15 protein-coding genes and 2 tRNA genes are annotated in these 18,166 nt (G+C 47.6%); 7 read left to right on the forward strand and 10 right to left on the reverse strand.

Going from position 1 to position 18,166, the window contains the following annotated elements:
• Positions 1 to 213 precede the first annotated feature (213 nt).
• The 4 genes from G499_RS0116360 to G499_RS20460 all read left to right on the forward strand — a co-directional run bounded on the left by G499_RS0116360 (position 214) and on the right by G499_RS20460 (position 3,739).
• Positions 214 to 495, forward strand: a complete 282-nt coding sequence (locus G499_RS0116360; protein ID WP_027000833.1) for a DUF427 domain-containing protein — start codon at positions 214 to 216, stop codon at positions 493 to 495.
• A 21-nt stretch (positions 496 to 516) separates the two neighbouring features.
• A complete protein-coding gene (egtB, locus tag G499_RS0116365; protein ID WP_027000834.1) occupies positions 517 to 1,686 on the forward strand; it encodes an ergothioneine biosynthesis protein EgtB in 1,170 nt (389 codons plus the stop codon).
• Positions 1,687 to 1,735: 49 nt separating this feature from the next.
• Positions 1,736 to 2,719, forward strand: a complete 984-nt coding sequence (locus G499_RS0116370) for an L-histidine N(alpha)-methyltransferase (protein ID WP_027000835.1) — start codon at positions 1,736 to 1,738, stop codon at positions 2,717 to 2,719.
• Positions 2,720 to 2,842: 123 nt separating this feature from the next.
• A complete protein-coding gene (locus G499_RS20460; RefSeq protein ID WP_035727930.1) occupies positions 2,843 to 3,739 on the forward strand; it encodes an EamA family transporter in 897 nt (298 codons plus the stop codon).
• 8 nt (positions 3,740 to 3,747) lie between these two features.
• Here G499_RS20460 and G499_RS0116380 read toward each other — a convergent pair whose 3' ends face one another.
• Positions 3,748 to 5,868 (reverse strand): tetratricopeptide repeat protein, encoded by a 2,121-nt coding sequence (locus G499_RS0116380; protein WP_027000836.1) that lies wholly within the window; start codon positions 5,866 to 5,868, stop codon positions 3,748 to 3,750.
• Positions 5,869 to 6,135: 267 nt separating this feature from the next.
• Between G499_RS0116380 and G499_RS21305 the strand changes: the two genes are divergently transcribed.
• Complete coding sequence (locus tag G499_RS21305; RefSeq protein WP_051296337.1) at positions 6,136 to 7,068, forward strand: OmpA family protein; 933 nt, start codon at positions 6,136 to 6,138, stop codon at positions 7,066 to 7,068.
• A 4-nt stretch (positions 7,069 to 7,072) separates the two neighbouring features.
• Here G499_RS21305 and G499_RS0116390 read toward each other — a convergent pair whose 3' ends face one another.
• The 6 genes from G499_RS0116390 to G499_RS0116420 form a co-directional block, all read right to left on the reverse strand.
• The gene (locus G499_RS0116390) at positions 7,073 to 7,924 is read right to left on the reverse strand and encodes a hydroxymethylglutaryl-CoA lyase (protein ID WP_027000837.1); all 852 of its coding nucleotides are present in this window, start codon (positions 7,922 to 7,924) and stop codon (positions 7,073 to 7,075) included.
• A gap of 59 nt (positions 7,925 to 7,983) precedes the next feature.
• Positions 7,984 to 8,060 (reverse strand) — tRNA-Ala (locus tag G499_RS0116395).
• A 43-nt stretch (positions 8,061 to 8,103) separates the two neighbouring features.
• The gene (locus G499_RS0116400) at positions 8,104 to 8,505 is read right to left on the reverse strand and encodes a C40 family peptidase (protein WP_027000838.1); all 402 of its coding nucleotides are present in this window, start codon (positions 8,503 to 8,505) and stop codon (positions 8,104 to 8,106) included.
• A 229-nt stretch (positions 8,506 to 8,734) separates the two neighbouring features.
• Positions 8,735 to 9,358 (reverse strand): hypothetical protein, encoded by a 624-nt coding sequence (locus G499_RS0116410; protein WP_027000839.1) that lies wholly within the window; start codon positions 9,356 to 9,358, stop codon positions 8,735 to 8,737.
• Positions 9,359 to 9,413: 55 nt separating this feature from the next.
• Entirely contained in the window at positions 9,414 to 10,424 is a 1,011-nt protein-coding gene (locus tag G499_RS0116415; protein ID WP_027000840.1) for a hypothetical protein, read from the reverse strand.
• Positions 10,425 to 10,542: 118 nt separating this feature from the next.
• The gene (locus G499_RS0116420; RefSeq protein ID WP_245576763.1) at positions 10,543 to 12,330 is read right to left on the reverse strand and encodes a M14 family metallopeptidase; all 1,788 of its coding nucleotides are present in this window, start codon (positions 12,328 to 12,330) and stop codon (positions 10,543 to 10,545) included.
• 341 nt (positions 12,331 to 12,671) lie between these two features.
• Here G499_RS0116420 and crtD point away from each other — a divergent pair, with 341 nt between their 5' ends.
• On the forward strand, positions 12,672 to 14,171 hold the full coding sequence (crtD, locus tag G499_RS0116425) for a 1-hydroxycarotenoid 3,4-desaturase CrtD (RefSeq protein WP_027000842.1): 1,500 nt from the start codon (positions 12,672 to 12,674) through the stop codon (positions 14,169 to 14,171).
• A 119-nt stretch (positions 14,172 to 14,290) separates the two neighbouring features.
• On the opposite strand, the gene G499_RS0116430 is transcribed toward crtD, so the two are convergent.
• Both G499_RS0116430 and G499_RS0116435 read right to left on the reverse strand, forming a co-directional pair.
• Positions 14,291 to 15,094, reverse strand: a complete 804-nt coding sequence (locus G499_RS0116430) for a (Fe-S)-binding protein (protein ID WP_027000843.1) — start codon at positions 15,092 to 15,094, stop codon at positions 14,291 to 14,293.
• A 46-nt stretch (positions 15,095 to 15,140) separates the two neighbouring features.
• Complete coding sequence (locus G499_RS0116435) at positions 15,141 to 16,469, reverse strand: 4Fe-4S dicluster domain-containing protein (protein ID WP_027000844.1); 1,329 nt, start codon at positions 16,467 to 16,469, stop codon at positions 15,141 to 15,143.
• A gap of 132 nt (positions 16,470 to 16,601) precedes the next feature.
• Between G499_RS0116435 and G499_RS0116445 the strand changes: the two genes are divergently transcribed.
• A tRNA-Phe gene (locus G499_RS0116445) sits at positions 16,602 to 16,674 on the forward strand.
• Positions 16,675 to 16,941: 267 nt separating this feature from the next.
• On the opposite strand, the gene G499_RS0116450 is transcribed toward G499_RS0116445, so the two are convergent.
• On the reverse strand, positions 16,942 to 18,126 hold the full coding sequence (locus tag G499_RS0116450) for a sensor histidine kinase (RefSeq protein ID WP_027000845.1): 1,185 nt from the start codon (positions 18,124 to 18,126) through the stop codon (positions 16,942 to 16,944).
• Between the last annotated feature and the right edge of the window lie 40 nt (positions 18,127 to 18,166).

Raw genomic sequence — 18,166 nt, forward strand, 5'->3', positions numbered from 1 at the left:
AGTATAGGGTCTTGCGCCCCAGCAGCCCAGTTCACCCATTCCTCTGTGCTTTGTCCTACTTTGAATCGCCAAGCACGAAAGCACTCTAGCGGAGGTTTTCCCAAACAATCTGGCAATGGAGGAGTTAATAATAGTGTATTTTTTGACAAACGCCCTTGTTTTTGTAATTTGTCTCTCCTAAATCGATTTGTACTAAACCATTCAAAAAACAATATGAAGGCTATCTGGAACAATACCGTTCTTGCCGAAAGCGACGATACCGTCGTAGTAGAAGGCAATCACTATTTCCCTTTGGAGGCGCTCAATCAAGCTTTTTTTCAGCCTAGCAACACCCAAACCAACTGTCCTTGGAAGGGCACGGCTTCTTATTATACCATTGCTGTTGCAGGAGCCACCAACCCCGACGCTGCTTGGTATTACCCCGACCCCAAGCCCGCCGCCGCCAATATCAAAGGACGTGTAGCATTCTGGAAGGGGGTTCAAGTAGTTTCTTGATTTTTCAAACAGCGATTATTAATGCACACAGACCAACTCATTTCCCAATACCAAGCTATCCGGCAGCATAGCCTCGACTTGGCAGCCCCCTTAGCCACCGAAGATTTCGTAGCGCAGCCCGTCATCGATGTCAGCCCTCCTAAATGGCACTTGGCGCATACTACTTGGTTTTTTGAAGCTTTTTTGCTTTGCCAATACCTACCCGGATACGAGGTTTTTCACCCTCGTTATGCCTATTTGTTCAATAGCTATTACGATGGGATGGGCAGCCGTGTGTTGCGCCCACAGCGAGGCAATATGACCCGTCCTACAATTGACGAAATTCGCCATTACCGCCAGCACGTTGACACCCACATGCCGCAGCTCTTGGCTCAGCTGCCGGAGGCGCTGATACCTGTAGTGCAGATTGGCCTACAACACGAACAACAGCACCAAGAACTATTGCTCACAGATTTGAAATACATCTTGGGGCACAATCCGCTTTTTCCGGCTTACCGAGAAGACTTTGAAGAAACTCCTGCTGTAGCCCAAGCCGACAGCGCTTGGCTAGAAATGCCCGAAGGTCTGTACGAAATTGGGCATCAAGGAGCAGGTTTTGCCTTTGATAATGAGCTGCCCCGCCACAAGGTTTTTTTGCAAAATTACTGTATTGCCCAAACCCTCGTAACCAATGCCGAATATTTGGCCTTTGTAGAGGATGGAGGGTATAAACGATACGAGTTTTGGCACAGCGATGCGAAAGCTTGGCTACAAGAAACGGACATCCAAAGCCCTATGTATTGGCACCAACTCGATGGGCAGTGGTATCGTTATGCGCTCAAAGGTTTGGAACCTTTACCCTTGGCAGCACCCGTAACACATTTGAGCTTTTATGAGGCCTTTGCCTACGCCGAGTGGAAGGGGCTGCGCCTGCCGACGGAGTTTGAATGGGAGGCCGCCGCTCCACAGCTAGCCCAAACAGGGCTGCGTTGGGAACATACCTACAGCGCTTACTTACCTTACCCCGGCTACCAAAAGCCTCAAGGCGCGCTAGGCGAATACAACGGCAAGTTTATGGTCAATCAGATGGTCTTGCGTGGCAGCTCTATCGCTACTCCTCCGGGGCATAGCCGCCGGAGCTATCGTAATTTTTTCCACCCACACTTACAGTGGCAGTTCAACGGCTTGCGTCTCTGTCAACGGCAATATTGATGAAGCCCTCAGATGCCTTTTTTCCTACATCTCACCTTGCTAAACACTGATGAAACATACCCCCTCAAGCCTTACCCACAACAACTCTGTAGCCGAGGCCGTACTCGAAGGCCTACAGCGACAACCCAAGGCCTTGCCTAGCTGGCTCTTTTATGATGCCAGAGGCGACCACATTTTCCAAGATATCATGCGGATGCCCGAATATTACCTCACAGACTGTGAGTATGAGCTTTTCCAAACCCACAAACAGGTGCTCTTATCGCGTTTTTCGGCAGGAGTCGATGCCTTCAGAATAGTAGAGCTGGGCGCAGGCGATGGGCTCAAAACCGAGGTACTCTTGCAGCATTTCGTCAGCCAAAAGGCCGCACTCAGTTACACCCCCGTCGATATTTCGGGAGCGGTATTGGCTCAACTCAAGACACGCCTCCAAGCCAGTGTTCCCCAACTTGACATCCAAGCCTTACAAGCCGATTTCTTACAATCGCTTACAATGCTCGAAACACCTCCTGATACACGGCAGGTGATTTTGTTTTTGGGGGCTAATATCGGAAACTTCAGCCTCCCCAAGGCGGCTACATTTTTGCAACGTATCCGCCAGCAAATGGGTGCTAAGGACTTGTTGATGGTTGGTTTTGACCTCAAAAAAGACCCCCGGCTGATACAGCTGGCCTATGATGACCCCCACGGCATCACACGCAGCTTTAACCTCAACCTACTTGTACGCCTCAATGGAGAACTAGGGGCTAATTTTCAGCTCGACAAATTCAGTCATTACCCCTGCTATGACCCAGTCAGTGGTGCAGCCAAAAGCTACCTTGTCAGCCAACGCCCACAAACAGTACAAATAGAAGCGCTAGACCGCAGCTTTAGCTTCGCACAATGGGAACTGATACACACTGAGATTTCGCAGAAATATGACCTTCCAATGATTGAAGCCTTGGCCGAAAACGCCCAGCTTGAGATTCAGGAAGTGTTCTATGATTGTAAACACTATTTCTGCAATGTGATTTTTGCCGGAAAGTCTAGCGCATAAATAGGAACTTAGGCGATTTTTGTCGCTAAAGTACTTGGGGCTAGAACTTTGTGCACCGGTTTTTTGTATTGTTGCAGTGGCCGTACTTACGGCATTTGCTCAACTCTCTGAAACCATACTTTCTTGAAAACAACACATAGCCTGGCCGCCATCGCTGCCTACGTGATATGGGGCTTTTTGTCGATTCCGCTCAAGCTCCTGAGCAGCTACCCCAGCGGGTTGATTCTATACTTTCGGGTAGCCGCCGCCACCTTATTGTTGGCATTGGTTGCAGGGCTTTTCAGGCGCAAGGCCAGTGTGCGTGTGTGGCACGAATGGCGCACCTTACCCACACGAGAGCGCAGGCGCTTGCTTTGGGTCAATGTGTTGTGTGGCTTGTTTCTGGCAACTAACTGGCTGATATTCATATATGTTATCAATCATATCAATATTCAGACAGGCTCTTTTGCGTATTTGATTTGCCCCATCTTAACTGCCCTGTTGGGCAACCGCCTGCTGGGGGAACATCTACGCCAAAACCAATGGGTGTCCATTGTGCTGGGTGGGCTGAGCTGTGTGATATTGGCCACTGGCGCACTGACCAACCTACTGTTTAGTTTGTTGATTGCCGCTTCGTATGCCTTTTACCTCATCATCCAACGACAAAGTACAGTCAAAGACAAAATGGTACTGCTGACCCTCCAACTCACAGTAGCTTTTGTGGTCTTGGCTCCATTTTATGCTTTGTTTAGTGGGGGGACAGCAGTCGCGGCTATTGGTTATGACTTTTGGCTTTTGGTCATTCTTATCAGTGCCTTTTTCACAGTTTTGCCTTTGTTTTTGAGTCTTTTTGCCCTCCAATCCTTGACTTCTGGTACGATGGGTATCCTGATGTACATCAACCCTATAGTCAACTTTTTGGTTGCCTTTATTTATTTCCGCGAGCAAAGCAGCTGGCAGCAATTAGTAGCCTATGCGATGATTGGAGTAGCCGTATTGCTCTACAACCTTCCAGAGCGACGTGTTCGGCAATACGCATAGGGGGCGGCTTAGACTTCTGCTACTTTTGGCTTGATACGCAAACCTAAAAGCAGCATATCATCAGTCTGTTCTTCATTACCTTGCCAATTCAGGATTGTTTTGGCAAGCTCGCGTTGTTGTTCGGCAGCATCGAGTTTATGTATGCGTTCTAAGAGCTCGCGCAGACGACGTGGTGTAAACTTGCGCCCTTCGGGGCCTCCGAATTGGTCTTGGATGCCATCCGAAAAAAGGTAAAGCATTGTGCCCGGCTCCAGAGGGATTTGCTCTTGGTGAAAAACCTTGCTCATCTGTAACCCGCCTACAGAACATTTGGCTCCCTTGTGGAAATACATCTCTCCATCTTTGAAGCGCAAGAGCGTATTGTGTGCGCCGGCATAGGTCAAGGTCTGTTGCTCATAGTCGAGCATACAAAGTCCCATATCCATCCCATCCCTATTATCACTATTGCCCTGCTTGAGTACCTGTACGACGCGCTTGTCCATTTCGGCCAAGATAGCCTGCGGCTCGGTCATCTTATGTTCTAAAATCAGCTGATTGAGTAAGTCATTGGCAATCATACTCATAAAAGCCCCCGGTACACCGTGGCCGGTACAGTCAATGACCGCAATAAAAGTTTTGGGCGTATCAAAGCCCTGCAATACTTGTGTAACCCCTCTGCTCGTAACTTCTTGGCGATAAATTGGCTTGGGTTCTGGAGAAGCTATCCAATAGAAATCACCGGAAACAATATCTTTGGGCTTGAAAATCACAAAATATTCGGTCAAGATAGTGTTCAGTTCTTGTGCTGTAGGCAGCATCGCCCGCTGAATACGGCTGGCATAATTGAGGCTTGCCCTGATATTATCTTGCTGTCTTTCAAGTGTTTGAAATGCATCCATAAGCTGCTCATTCGTTTGGGAGAGTTGTTGGCTTTGGGTGGTGATTTCTTCGTTTTTTTGTTGTAACTCGTAGTTGACCTCTCGAACCAGCTTATTTTTCTGATATAGGGCATAAAACATCGCCGAGACCACCAACACGACAAAAATGGCAAACACCAAAAACAACTGCTGTGTGGCCAGTTGTTGTTGTTGGAGAATGGCCTCGCGGCGTAGCAATTCGTTTTCTTTTTCTTTTTTATCAAGCTCAAACTGCCCTTCAAGCCGGCCTATTTGCAAGGATTTTTCACGATCTTGGAGACTATCGCGATACTGTTGGTAAAGCTGCTGATAACGAAAAGCCTGCTCATAGTTTCCCAACGTGCCAGCATAACGCACCAATATTTCGAGCGCCTCTGCAATGCGTTCCTTGCTCTTGACCTGTTGCCCCAGCTCCAGCGCTTGGTGCGCATACCGCAATACGCCTACGGGGTCGTTGATTTTTTCGTGAAGGCGTGCCAAATTGAGTAAGGCAACTACCTCGCCTACCTGTATAGAGTCTTCTCGATAAAGCAACAATGCTTTTTGGAAATATTGCTCTGCTTCACGGTATTGAGACAAGGCCATATATGCCCGTCCAAGATTATTGATAGAGGGCGCTAGGCCGATGCGGTAGTTGTTGGCAAGGCTGCTATCAAGGGCTTCCTGATGATAGAGCCGGGCTTTGTCATATTGTTGGCTTTGCATATACACATCCCCAATGCTGTTGAGCACATACGCTTGCATAGAAGGGTCGTTGTGTTTGCGGATGATTTCGAGGGCCTGAAAATGATGGCTCAGAGCTTTGTCTATATTGTCGTTGAGCCGGTAGATTACCCCAATGTTATTGAGGATGGCGGCCTCTTGGTACGCATCAGGGCTACCTTCACCCAAGGCTTTGAGTGCCTGATAATATGCCTTAATCGCTGCGCTATAATCGCCTTGGGTGCGGTGCATACGGCCTACAATTTTATATCCTTGTACCTGACCAGCTTTCCACTGCAATACACGCGCTGCCTCTAGCCCTTCTTGGGCTTGGCGCAATGCTTGGCCGGGATTGACAAACTGTAGCTTATCCGCCGCTTCAAGCGCCTTACTGATAGATAGGGTGTCTTTTAATAAATGTGCCCTTTTTAGGTCTTGGGCTTGTATTGGCAAACCCCAAAATACCCAACAAAGGCCGCATCCCAAAAACAAATAAGAAAGCCTCAAGAACCGTGGTGATAAAAAAAACATATAAATCTCAATGATTGTTGGAGGGCAAAATAATGGACTACAACGATAGCAACTCCAAAACATAACAACTCAGACACAAACCGCATTAAGATGGCAGATTGCCGTAGGTTTTGCGCCCAAATCCAAAATAATTAGGTTACAAAAATAGCGCTTTTATGGCCGTTTTGTCGTGCTTTCCGTTTTATTTATTTGTTGGTCAGGGGCTAGGTCAAGCTCAGGCAACAGCTTGCTTATTTTGCTAATATACTCACTATCAATTATTTTGCTATGCCTTATCGCTCCGATACCCTTTACGAAAGCGCCGTGCGTACGCGAAAAGCCTATGCACACCCCCGCGCTACTTTAGAAGAAATGCGTGCTTATGCACTAGAGGTAGCTTTTAGTGAAGAAGAGTGGGACGAAGTCATCCGCATTTTCCAAAATCATTGGCAAAAAGGGGATAGTTTTCTCAAAAACAATAACTGGGACGATGCCATCGCTGCCCTCGAAAAAGCCTACCCGCTAGAACCTATGCACGAGGGGCTACTTTTTGATTTGGCCGAAGCATATGCTCAAAAATGGGTAGCACGCCGCCGCCGCCGATTCAAGCAAAAGGCTATTTTTTATGCCCAAGCCTGCCTCGAAGCCAACCCCGCCAATCGCAAAGCGGCCCGTATTATCACCCAGCTCAAGACAGCCCCCAAGCGATACCAGCAGTGGTTTACCGCCCGTCGGCGCAAACTGATTTTCCGCCGCACCATACAGCTCCTAGGACTAGGCCTATTGTTTTGGGGCGGATACCGGTTTGCCAATAGTGAGCTACCTTGGGCAATTCTCAAACAGTTTGAATCCAAAGATGAAGCCCCAGAAAACCTCTCGGCCAGCCTCTACAAAGCGGTATACTTCGACGAAGGGAGCATCGAGCTGAATGCCGAAGCCATTACACTACTAAACCTATGGGTGAGCTATCTGAAGGCCGATAAGTACAAAAAAGGCCAAATCTCGGGCCATAGCGACAACTATGGTACGCCGGCAGTCAATATGCAAGTATCTACCCTACGTGCAAAGCGGGTGTATGATTACCTCGTCCAGCAAGGAATAGAGCCACACCGGCTTCATTACAAGGGCTATGGCGACAGCCAACCGGCCTATCCCAACGACAGCCCGACCAATAGGGCACTCAACCGAAGGGTGCAGTTTGTCTTGAGGGCTTTTGAATAAATACTTAGGGCATCAAGGCCGCCGACATCAGCATAGCCTCATTCAACGCGTCGGGGTCTATGGTCAATACCGCCCCTTTTTGCTCGAAGTATGGCAACATACGCTCTGTAGCTACATTTCCAACCAAATCATCCTTGGCCATCGGGCAGCCACCAAAGCCTCTCAACGCTCCATCGAAGCGGCGGCAACCAGCTTCATAGGCCGCTATCACTTTGTCGAGTGTGGCCTCTGGGGTGCTATGTAAGTGTGCGCCAAAGCTAATGTGGGGATATTGAGGAATGAGGGTTTCGAACAGCTCACGGATGTCTTTTGGCACAGCGCTACCGACTGTATCGGCCAAAGAAATGATATGAACCCCTAGATCGGCTAGCTTTTCGGCCAACTGAGCAACCAACGCAGGGCTGTAAGGGTCGCCATAAGGATTGCCAAAACCCATTGATAGATACACCACCAGCGTTTTGCCGGTCTCTTGGCAGCCCTGTTGTATGGCGGCCACGTCTGCCAGCGCATCGGCAATACTCCGATTGGTGTTGCGTTGCTGAAAAGTTTCGGACACAGAAAGGGGATACCCCAAAAAGCTGATTTGGGGAAAGCTCAGTGCCTGCTCTGCCCCCCGTTGGTTGGCCACAATCGTCAGTAGTTGGGTGGCTGTGGCGGGGTTGCCCAAGTCCAAGGCAGCCAATACTTCTGCCGTATCGCGCATTTGTGGAATGGCCTTGGGCGATACAAAGCTACCACAGTCTAACACATCAAAGCCAACGGCTAGGAGCTTTTGCAAATAGCGGATTTTATCTGTTGTTGGGATAAAGTGCGCCAGGCCTTGCATAGCATCACGGGGGCATTCTACAATGGTCATATTGGGAGCGGTTTAGGGAAACAAAAAAAGCGGCTCTAAAGCCGCTTTGATTACGATAATGGTGGAGAAGATGGGATTCGAACCCACGACCTCTTGCATGCCATGCAAGCGCTCTAGCCAGCTGAGCTACATCCCCGTGTTTGGATTTCGTGATTTACACACGCAAAGATACAAACTTTTTAGTCTTCTACATAACCCAACGGCCTTACGGCTGTGAGCGAAAACTGTTTCCAGTATGGGTTTTGAAGCTCTGATACTTCCACCCCGCGTTTGGGGTTGGCATATACAAACAAGACGCTTTCTTTGTCTTTGCTAACCTTCGTTACTAGCCCTACGGCTGATACTTGAGGGTTGTTATTTTTGTCTTCAAAAAAAAGCAAATCGCCTTTTTTCAAATTTTGCAGCTCTACAGGCATCCCTATTTTAAATTGATGCTCGGGGCAGCTTGGGATATTTAATCCGCCTGATTGAAAGGCTTTAGTGAGTAGGCCAGCACAATCGATTCCCTCTTTACCATTCCCACCTTTCTTGTAGGGCACACCCTTGAATGTGAGTGCCTTTTCTACAATCTTATCAATCATAAGTTTGGTATTTTGTGAAACTATCGATGCTTTTTGAGCATCAAACGTTTTACAAAGGTAGGCGCTTTTTTTGAGAACACCAAAAGCTCTGAACGGATTTTTTGTACCATTGCTTATAAGCCAGTGTACTTTTTGATGTCATTTTAACTAATTTTAACAAAAAACACTACCTGAAATCAAGATTTCAGGTGGTGTCTTGGGCTTAAGACCGATGTAAGGTTATTTCAAATTAGAAGGCAACACCAAGGGTAATGCTAGCGTTCAAGTTGAAGATACTTCCAGGGATGGGAACAGTCTCTGTTCGAGTTTCAGGAGCTTGATTGGGATAGTTTACTGTCAGAGTAACATCCGAAGGAATTCCTCCAAAACCATAACCGATTTCAGGTTGGAAGTAGAACGCACCACGGCCTGTTTTGATACCAAAGCGAAGCTGCATCTGGTTGATGGGTATACCGATTTCGGCAGTTCCATTATTTTGTCCGGGGTTCTGATTACTGGTCAGGTCGCTGAATTTCACGTTTAGGCCAAGTCGGGCATAGTGTACCCCAAGATAAAATCCACGGCCAATACCTCGGTCATTGAGGTAAAAATTGCCACCAAAAGAGAAATAACGGAAAGCAACTTCATCTCCATCGGCTTGGAGCTTGATCCCGCCAAAGTCTACAGCAGCCCCGATACGGTTATCGGCAAAAGGCAGGATGACTTCGGCAGTACCACCAGCAATGATAGGAAGGCCTGCTTTACCTCCTATACGTATACGGCGTACGTCTTGGGCTTGTAACGCATCGCTAAAGCCAATGAATAGGGCGAAACATAAGACAGCGTAAGCAAAGATTTTTCTGAAGATATTCATAAAGAATGAAAGTTGGTTTAAAAAACTTAACACTCTATACGAACATCAGCGGCAATTAGTTTAGCTGAACGATGAGGAGCACTAGCAGAATGCTGACCAACAGCCCTAAAAACACCTTAAACAAGTCCTGTGTCATCATACGCCGCACTTCGTGCAGTGGCCGCTGAGAGATGCTGAAAACAATGCCCAGCTCACGTCCGGCCAACAATCCTACGAATACCCAAGTAGTACTCATCGGTACGTTGTTGTATTCTTTGAAGAAGAGCAAAATCAGGCCATAGATAAAGTCAATGATAGTGGCCGAGCGAATATCACCGATGTTAGTTTTGGTCGTAACAACCCGCTGGATAGCGCCTCCTTTGGAGTAAAAGGTGATGGCTTGCAATGTCAAGATAGTAATCAACGCCCCACTGAGCTGGGAGAAGCTTAGTTTGCGCGGCAGATAGGCAAATATATTGGCCATATCTTGGATAAGCCACATACTCCACAAAAACCCGGTAGAAAGCCACTGTGCCATTACCCAATAAGTACTTGGAGGGTCTCCTTTGTAAGTATTGATAAAAAAGCTTTCTATGCTTTTGGAAATGATGACATAAACCAAGAAAGCCAGTACCAAGGCCAACAAATAGCCAGAGAGCGACTTCATAATCATCTTGCCTATCAGGGCATTGGGGTCAAAAATCCCGGCTATCATTTGACTGACCGTAGTCTGTTCTGTGATGGTATTGCCGAGCGAAAAAATGGTAATTATCATGAAGGTCGTACTGACCGGATAACCAAAGCGTGTGATGATGAGGAGCACGGCTGGAGGTAAAATATACCACCAAGCATAGTTGGTGGGAAAGGGTACTTTGGCCAAGCGACCATAAGACACATCGCCACCGTGAGTATACCAGCCATATAATACGACTAATAACAAGATGGAAGAGGCATACAACCACAGTACCCACCAAGGTCTACGACTATTAGAGCTGAGGAAAGTACCTAAAGTTTGAATAACGTCATTGGCTACTACAGAATAGGCCGCGAGGGCAAAGCCCGTCATCATGACGAAAGATGAATCCATGGGGGATTTATTGGGTTTAAAATCGGGCTGCAAGTTCCTAAAAATTGGCTGATTAGCAGGAATGGCGGTCTACAATTAATAAAAACTTAACATGCCCGATCTTAATCAATATGATTTTTTATGGTTGAAAAGGCAACAAAACTTGTTTTGGCAGCCTCAACACTGGGTAGCGCAAGTGGGCCTTCTCATAATAGGGTGAACGCTTGTAGATAAAGTCTAGTTGAGCGGCGGGGTTTTGGGCAAAATCAGCGTCTTGAGCTTTTTGAGCCTCAAAAGCCTGTTTGAGGGCTTGGTCTTCTGCCAGCAGGTTTGCGGCAATATCTTCAAACACATAAGCGGAGTAACCCTCTTTTTGTTGGAGAATCTCGTCGAAGAAGTTCCAATTGAAATACGAATCGTGTGCTTCTGGCTCCAAGACTTCGAGCAAAAACCGTTGGCTGGCTTGGTCTACCAGCGCCACATAATCGCCGGCGGGGATGGTTAGGCTTTCGGTTTGTCGGCGGATACTGGTATTGTAGTGGAGATAGTGCCCTTCGAAGGGGCTTTTGAGTGTTTCAAAGCTTTCGATATAGCTCACTTCAGCCTCTAGCATAACTGCCTCTGTGAGTTGTTGTAGCTGTACACCGTTGGCTTGTAGGCGCTTCCAGACTTTTCGGCGTGATGCCGGAATGACATAGGCCCAAGGTTTGTCGGTTTGTACTGCTGTTTGGTAGTGGTCAAAAAATTTGACTTCCCTGCTATAAGGTTTGCTACGGTCATAGAAAAGGCGGTCGCCAGTCGTTACCTTGCTGGGAATACGGGTAGCTTCGTAGCCATCAAAAGGAATAAGGCGATATTGGTTGGGGTCGTGTTGCCAGCGTAAAGCTGCTTGGCTAGCTTGTCGGTAGGCTATGGCCTGAGCCTTGCGCTGTTGTTGTAAGGCTGCGCCTTCGGTCTGGAGTATCTGTAACAAGGTTTTCATCAAGGCAAGTGTGGCAATGACACGCTGACGGTAGGGCTTGAGCATATGGGTTTCGGCCACATAGCCCGGCGTATGAAACAAGGCCGCATAACCGCTAGAATAGCGGGGGCTATCAAAAAATTGGTTGTAGCCGTCGTCGGGAGGGCGGTTGTATACATTGACATAGGGCACTGCCGGAAAACCCGCTTGGCGCATCGCATCGTCCAATGTAGGGCTGAACTTTTGGCGCATGTAAGCACCCAAGGGTGCTCCCAGCTTGTCTTCTTGAGTGGCCAAAAGGGTCATAATATGCTGATAATCAGCGCCATTTGTTACATGATTTTCGAGATAGAGGTCGGGCTGCCAAGTTTGGAAAATCTTGACAAAAGCAAAAGCATTCTCCGAGTCCATCTTGATGAAATCTCGGTTTAGGTCTAGGTTATTGGCATTGCCTCTGAAGCCATAGGCCAAGGGACCGTCTTGATTGACACGGGTCGTGCTGTTGCGGTTGAGCGCTCCGCCTATGTTATAAAAAGGGATGATAATCAGGACGGTATTGTGAAGCACCTTGTCCAGACGATCAGAAAAAGCAATCTCTCTCAACAATAATAGCGAGGCATCTACACCGTCAGGCTCTCCGGGGTGGATGGCGTTATTGACCAAAAAAACTGCTTTCCCTTGGGCTCTGAGGGCTTGGGAGTCAAACACTCCCGACGTAGACACTACGGCCAAATGTAGGGGGAAACCTGCGTCGGTATTGCCATAGGTTTGGAGCTGAATGCGCTCTGAAGCCGCCGCCAAACGTTCTAGATAGGCGATGCCTTCGTGGTAAGTTACGGTTTCGGTGCTGTCTGACAGTTCAAAGCGGGTGCGCCAGTCGTCGGCCTGCGCCCAAAGCTGCCCCACACATAAGCCTGCAAAAACCAAGGCTAAGGCTTGTTTTAACAAAGAGTCAAGTATCATCATAAACATAAGGAAGGTAGGTTAGGCAGCAAAAGTACAAGGATTTGGCCGCTGACACGGCCTTCGGGGATTTTTTTTAGTTTCCCAATATTTTGCTTAGCCAAACAGGACTCTGATGCTCTATTGACAATGTAGTTTATCCCAAAATTTACCCATACTGCAGCCTTTTCAGCACATCCATTTTCCAAATCAATTTTGATTGGGGTATAAAACCATCTCCAAAAGCAAGATAATCGCCAAACAAGTGTTATCTTTCCTGTGTTGAACGATATACGCTGGCGGAAACCTTAACCTCCCCCGTATAGACGCATTTTTTAGCAAACCTTCAAAATTCCTCATTGATTATGAACACACGTGCCAAGCAAACTTGTGCAGTGATAGGAGCAGGGCCGGCGGGATTGGCCTCGGCCATCCGTATGGCCAACAAAGGCTATCAGGTTACTGTTTTTGAGGCCAATGCCCACGCTGGCGGAAAGCTATCGCAAAGCGAAACAAACGGATATCGTTTCGATATGGGGCCTTCTGTATTTACAATGCCCAGCTTTGTAGACGAGCTGTACCGCATCTCTGGCAAAAACCCCCGCGACTACTATGACTACCAGCCACTCGACCCTGTATACCGCTATTTTTATGAAGACGGCACACATATCGTCGCCTACAAATCGCCCGAACGCTTTGCTGAGGAAGTAGCTACCAAAACCACCGAAAACAAAGACAAAATATTGGCCTACCTCCAAGATGTGGCTTATAAATATAATCTGACTGCCGACATCTTCTTGCACAACTCGCTACACAAAGTCAAGAACTATCTCACCAAACGCGTAGCACGCGGTCTATGGAATTTTGGCAAGCTCGAAGCTTTCCGTACGATGGATACAGCCAACAAACACCATTTCAAAGACCCACGTGTGGTGCAGCTCTTCAACCGTTATGCCACCTACAACGGCTCCAATCCCTACGAGGCACCAGCCACGCTCAATGTGATTCCACACCTCGAAATAAACCTAGGAGCCTATCTGCCTCACGGCGGGATGTATAGCATCACGAAAGGGCTAGTGCGCTTGGCCGAAGACCTTGGGGTGGAGTTTAGATTTGAGACCAAGGTAGAGGAGATTGTCTTGCAACAAGGCCGCGCAACAGGCATACGCGCCAAAGGCGAAACAGAGGCTTTTGATTGTGTAATCAGCAATATGGATGTATACAACACCTACAAACACCTTTTGCCCAAAGCCAAAAAACCGCAACGCACACTTTCGCAGCCCAAGTCTAGTTCGGCTATTATTTTTTACTGGGGTATCAAACACAGCTTTGAGCAGCTGGGGCTACACAATATCTTCTTCTCTGATAACTACCCAGCGGAGTTTGACCATATCTTTCACAAAAAACAACTCTACAACGACCCTACCATTTACCTTAACATCACTTCTAAGTACGCCAAAGAGGATGCTCCCGAGGGCTGTGAGAACTGGTTTACGATGATCAATGCCCCTCACAACGACGGACAAGACAACTGGGATGAGATGATAGCCCAAACCCGCGAAAACCTTATTGCCAAGCTTAGCCGACATCTCAAAACTGATATCCGCCCGCTGATTGAGTGTGAGCTGATTTGGGAGCCTCGCAAAATCGAAGCGTTGACTTCGAGCGCCTTTGGGGCAATTTATGGCAATAGCTCCAACAATAAGTTTGCGGCTTTCTTGCGCCATGCCAACTTCTCGTCAAGCATCAAAAACCTCTATTTCTGTGGCGGAAGCGTACATCCGGGGCCTAGTATTCCGCTTTGTATGCTATCAGCCAAAATCACGACAGACCTCATTGCTCCGGCTGTGGCCGCCAAGGGCTAGCCCTCAGAGTACCTAATTAGCCTCTCATCAGGGAACTTAATGCACAACGCCACCCCCCATAGGAGGTGGCGTTTGCTTTTGATAAGAATATATTTCCCTTACAAAAGAAGGCGATGTTGTTAGGCTAGGCCTTCGGCTTGAGCGACAAGCTCAGCAATATCATAGACCTTGATTTGCCCTTCTTTTTCTTTGTATTTGACCCCATCTGTCAGCATCAGCATACAAAAAGGACAAGCAGCAGCGACGACATCAGCCTTGGCCTCGAGCACATCGTTCATACGCTCGTAGTGTACTTCTTCTTTGCCTTTTTCGGCATCTTTGAAGATTTGAGCGCCGCCAGCGCCACAGCACAGCCCCTTGGTACGGCAACGTTTCATCTCTACCAGTTCGGCATCGAGCTGCTCCAATACTTTGCGTGGGGCTTCGTAAATGTTATTGGCACGCCCAAGATAGCAAGAGTCATGATAAGTAATGCGCTTGCCCTTAAACTCGCCGCCGCCTTGCATTTTGACTAGACCCGCATCGATGAGTTGTTGTAAGTAAGTAGCATGGTGCAAAACCTCGTATTCCCCACCTAGACCGGGGTACTCATTCTTGAAAATGTTGAAACAATGTGGGCAGGCAGTAACGATTTTCTTTACACCATAAGTATTGAGCGTTTCGATGTTTTGCATGGCCTGCATTTGGAACAAAAACTCGTTGCCGGCACGCTTGGCAGGGTCTCCGGTACACATCTCTTCTGGGCCAAGTACAGCAAAGTCGACATTGAGCTTGTTAAGTATTTTCACAAAAGCGATGGTTACAGACTTGTAGCGGTTGTCGAACGAACCAGCACAACCAACCCAAAAGAGGACTTCGGGGGTGCGGCCTTCGGCAGCCAAATCAGCCATAAGTGGCGCTTTAAAATGTTGTGAGTTATCCATAGTTTGTTTATGTCAGTGTAAGAGTAAAGTGTTTGGGCAAGTATGGCTATTTGTTCAACTCTTCTACCCAGTTGAATCGGTCAGAGGGTGAGAATTTCCACGGAGCCATGTTGTTTTCGATGTTGGCAAACATGTTGTTCCAAGAAGCAGGCGTACCGGTTTCTTCCATCGCAATATGTCGGCGTAGTTCTACGATGATGTTGAGTGGGTCAATGCTTACAGGGCAAGCCTCCACACAGGCATTGCAGGTATTGCAGGCCATTAGTTCTTCTTTGGAGATGTAGCGGTCGCTATAGAGCGCATCGCCCATTTCGAGGGCTTCGGCCAGAGTTTTGCCTTGGCTGAGATAATTCCCTACTTCTTCTACACGGTCACGGGTATCCATCATGACCTTGCGCGGAGAGAGTTTTTTGCCTGTGATATTGGCCGGGCACTGCTCCGTACAGCGGCCACACTCCGTACAAGAGTAGGCATCCATGAGGTTTTTCCAAGTCAGGTCGGTTACATCTTTGGCTCCAAACTTGGCCTCGCCTTCGTCAGCGCCGTCGTCTTCCATCAGCCCCATGGCCAGCTTTACCTCACGGGTAACAGTAGACATATTCTCAAATTTGCCAAAAGGCTCCATATTGGAGAAATATGCATTGGGGAAGGCCAAGAAGATGTGTAGGTGCTTGGAGTAGGTTACATACAGCGCAAAGGCCATAATGCCCAAGATGTGTAGCCACCAACCCACACGCTCAATTCCTATTAGCGCGCCGGTATCTAGCCCTGCCATCAGTGGCATAAGGTATTGGCTGAAAGTAAATGCGCCAACGACGGCGTAGTGGTCTGTGCCTCGAAGCTGAAGGAGGCTGTCGGCGGCGTTCATTGTCAAGATGGCCAACATCAACACAATCTCTATTGTCAAAATAAGGTTGCCGTCCATCTGTGGCCAACCCTTCATCTCTGGCTTGTGGAAACGCTCAATCTTGAGCACATTGCGGCGGATCAAGAAAATCACACAAGTAATGATTACGCCAATAGCCAGAAACTCGAAGAAGCCGATAACCACCCCATAAAAGCTCCCTAAGAAAGGCGCAAAAACACGGTGTGTGCCAAAGATGCCATCAATCACAATTTCTAATACCTCGATATTGATAAGCAAAAAACCGGCATAGATGATAAAGTGCATCAAGCCAATAAGCGGCTTATCAAACATCTTTTGCTGCCCAAATGCCAAGAGCAGCATCTTTTTTAAGCGCTCCGAAGGGCGATCTTTGCGCGACAGAGGCCGGCCTAGCTGAATGTTGCCGGCAATCCGACGAACACGGCGGCTAATAAAAAACGCCGCCACTGCCAGACATACGATGAACGCAACTTGCTGAATAACTTGCATATACGATTAGTTGTTGAGAGTGAAGAAAAACAAATATCGATTTTTTTTAAAATTTTTGCGCAAACTGTTTGCGATATACAAAAACGGGTGTACCTTTGCATTCCCAAACGACGACAAAAAGTCTTCAAAAATGGTGACGTAGCTCAGTTGGTAGAGCAAAGGACTGAAAATCCTTGTGTCGGTGGTTCGATTCCACTCGTCACCACTTCCCAAAACCGAACAATTACTTGTTCGGTTTTTTTGTGTTTGTACCAATGCCAAACACGATGCGAAGTGAAGATACAAAATATTGTCTATCATTTTTGTTTGAGTACTCATAAATTGAGAGGGAATTCAAAAAGGTTTATCCCGCGCATTTTGCGCAAGGCTGTACCAACAAAAATACAACAATATGCTCGGCCTGCATACTATTTTTGCACCAAACCAACTAATATTGACCGATTCTAAATAAGCCACAAAACCGTAGGGAGTCCTAAGGGTTCAAGACAATACGGAAGGTCGTCCCTTTATCGATTTCAGAGTTTTTGATAAAAATCTGCCCTCGGTGATACTCCTCAATAATCCGCTTGGCCAAGGTAAGCCCCAGCCCCCAGCCCCGCTTTTTGGTCGTAAACCCAGGGCTGAACACCCTCTTAATGTCTTTCTTGGCAATTCCCTTGCCTGTGTCGCTGATGTCTATCAACACCCTATCTTCGGGGCTTCGGCTCATAATAATGAGTATATCACCTTGGCTTTCCATCGCATCTACGGCGTTCTTGCAAATGTTCTCAATCACCCACTCAAACAAGTGCCGGTTCATCTTCACCCGCACGTGCCGCTCCAAGTGGTTTTCGATACGTATAGTAACCTTGCTCGACACACGGCGCTGAAGGTAATTGACAATGCCAAGCAAGATAAAATACACATCCTCGGGTTTGATTGTGGGCTCAGACCCAATATTGGAAAACCGCGCCGTTACTACTTGCAAACGACGGACATCCTTTTCCAGCTCCATCATAATCTCCTCTTGGTCGTAGTGCGGATCAACACGCATATAATCTATCCAAGCCATCAACGACGAAATAGGCGTTCCTAGTTGGTGGGCTGTCTCTTTGGCCAGCCCAACCCAGACCCTGTTTTGCTCTGCCCGCCTCGAATAGCTGAAAGCAATGTATATCAGAAACCCCAGCGTACCCAACACCATAAACTGAATATAGGGATAATAGCGCAACTGTGAGAGCAGGTTAGAGTTTCGATAATAAATATAACTGACCGTATCGTCGTCAATCTCGACCGCAATCGGGGGGTTTTGTTGTTTCATCAAAGCCAACTCCTTGGCCAACCTTTGCTCCATATAAGCCAAAGGAGCGCGCTCCGGCGTATCAATATTGCGATAGCTGATGATGCTGTCGTTTTGCACCAAAATCACTGGAATAGAACTATTGGCACCAATAATTTCCTGCAGCAAAAAGGTCAGCTCCTCATCAATATCTGACCGGATAACAAAGGTCAGGGCCTTGGCATACAAATCGATGATGCGCTGTTCTCGCTCGGCCAGCTTCTGTACCAACAAGTGGGTATAGTACAACGAAGCCACACAAAAAATTAGCGCTACTACAGCAAAACCACTCTTAAAACGTGACTTCTCCTGATATATGTCCGAAAATAACTTGTTCATAATCCCAAAACAATGACACCCCGCAGGTATTTGTAATGTA

The organism is Eisenibacter elegans DSM 3317, assembly GCF_000430505.1.
GTDB lineage: Bacteria > Bacteroidota > Bacteroidia > Cytophagales > Microscillaceae > Eisenibacter > Eisenibacter elegans.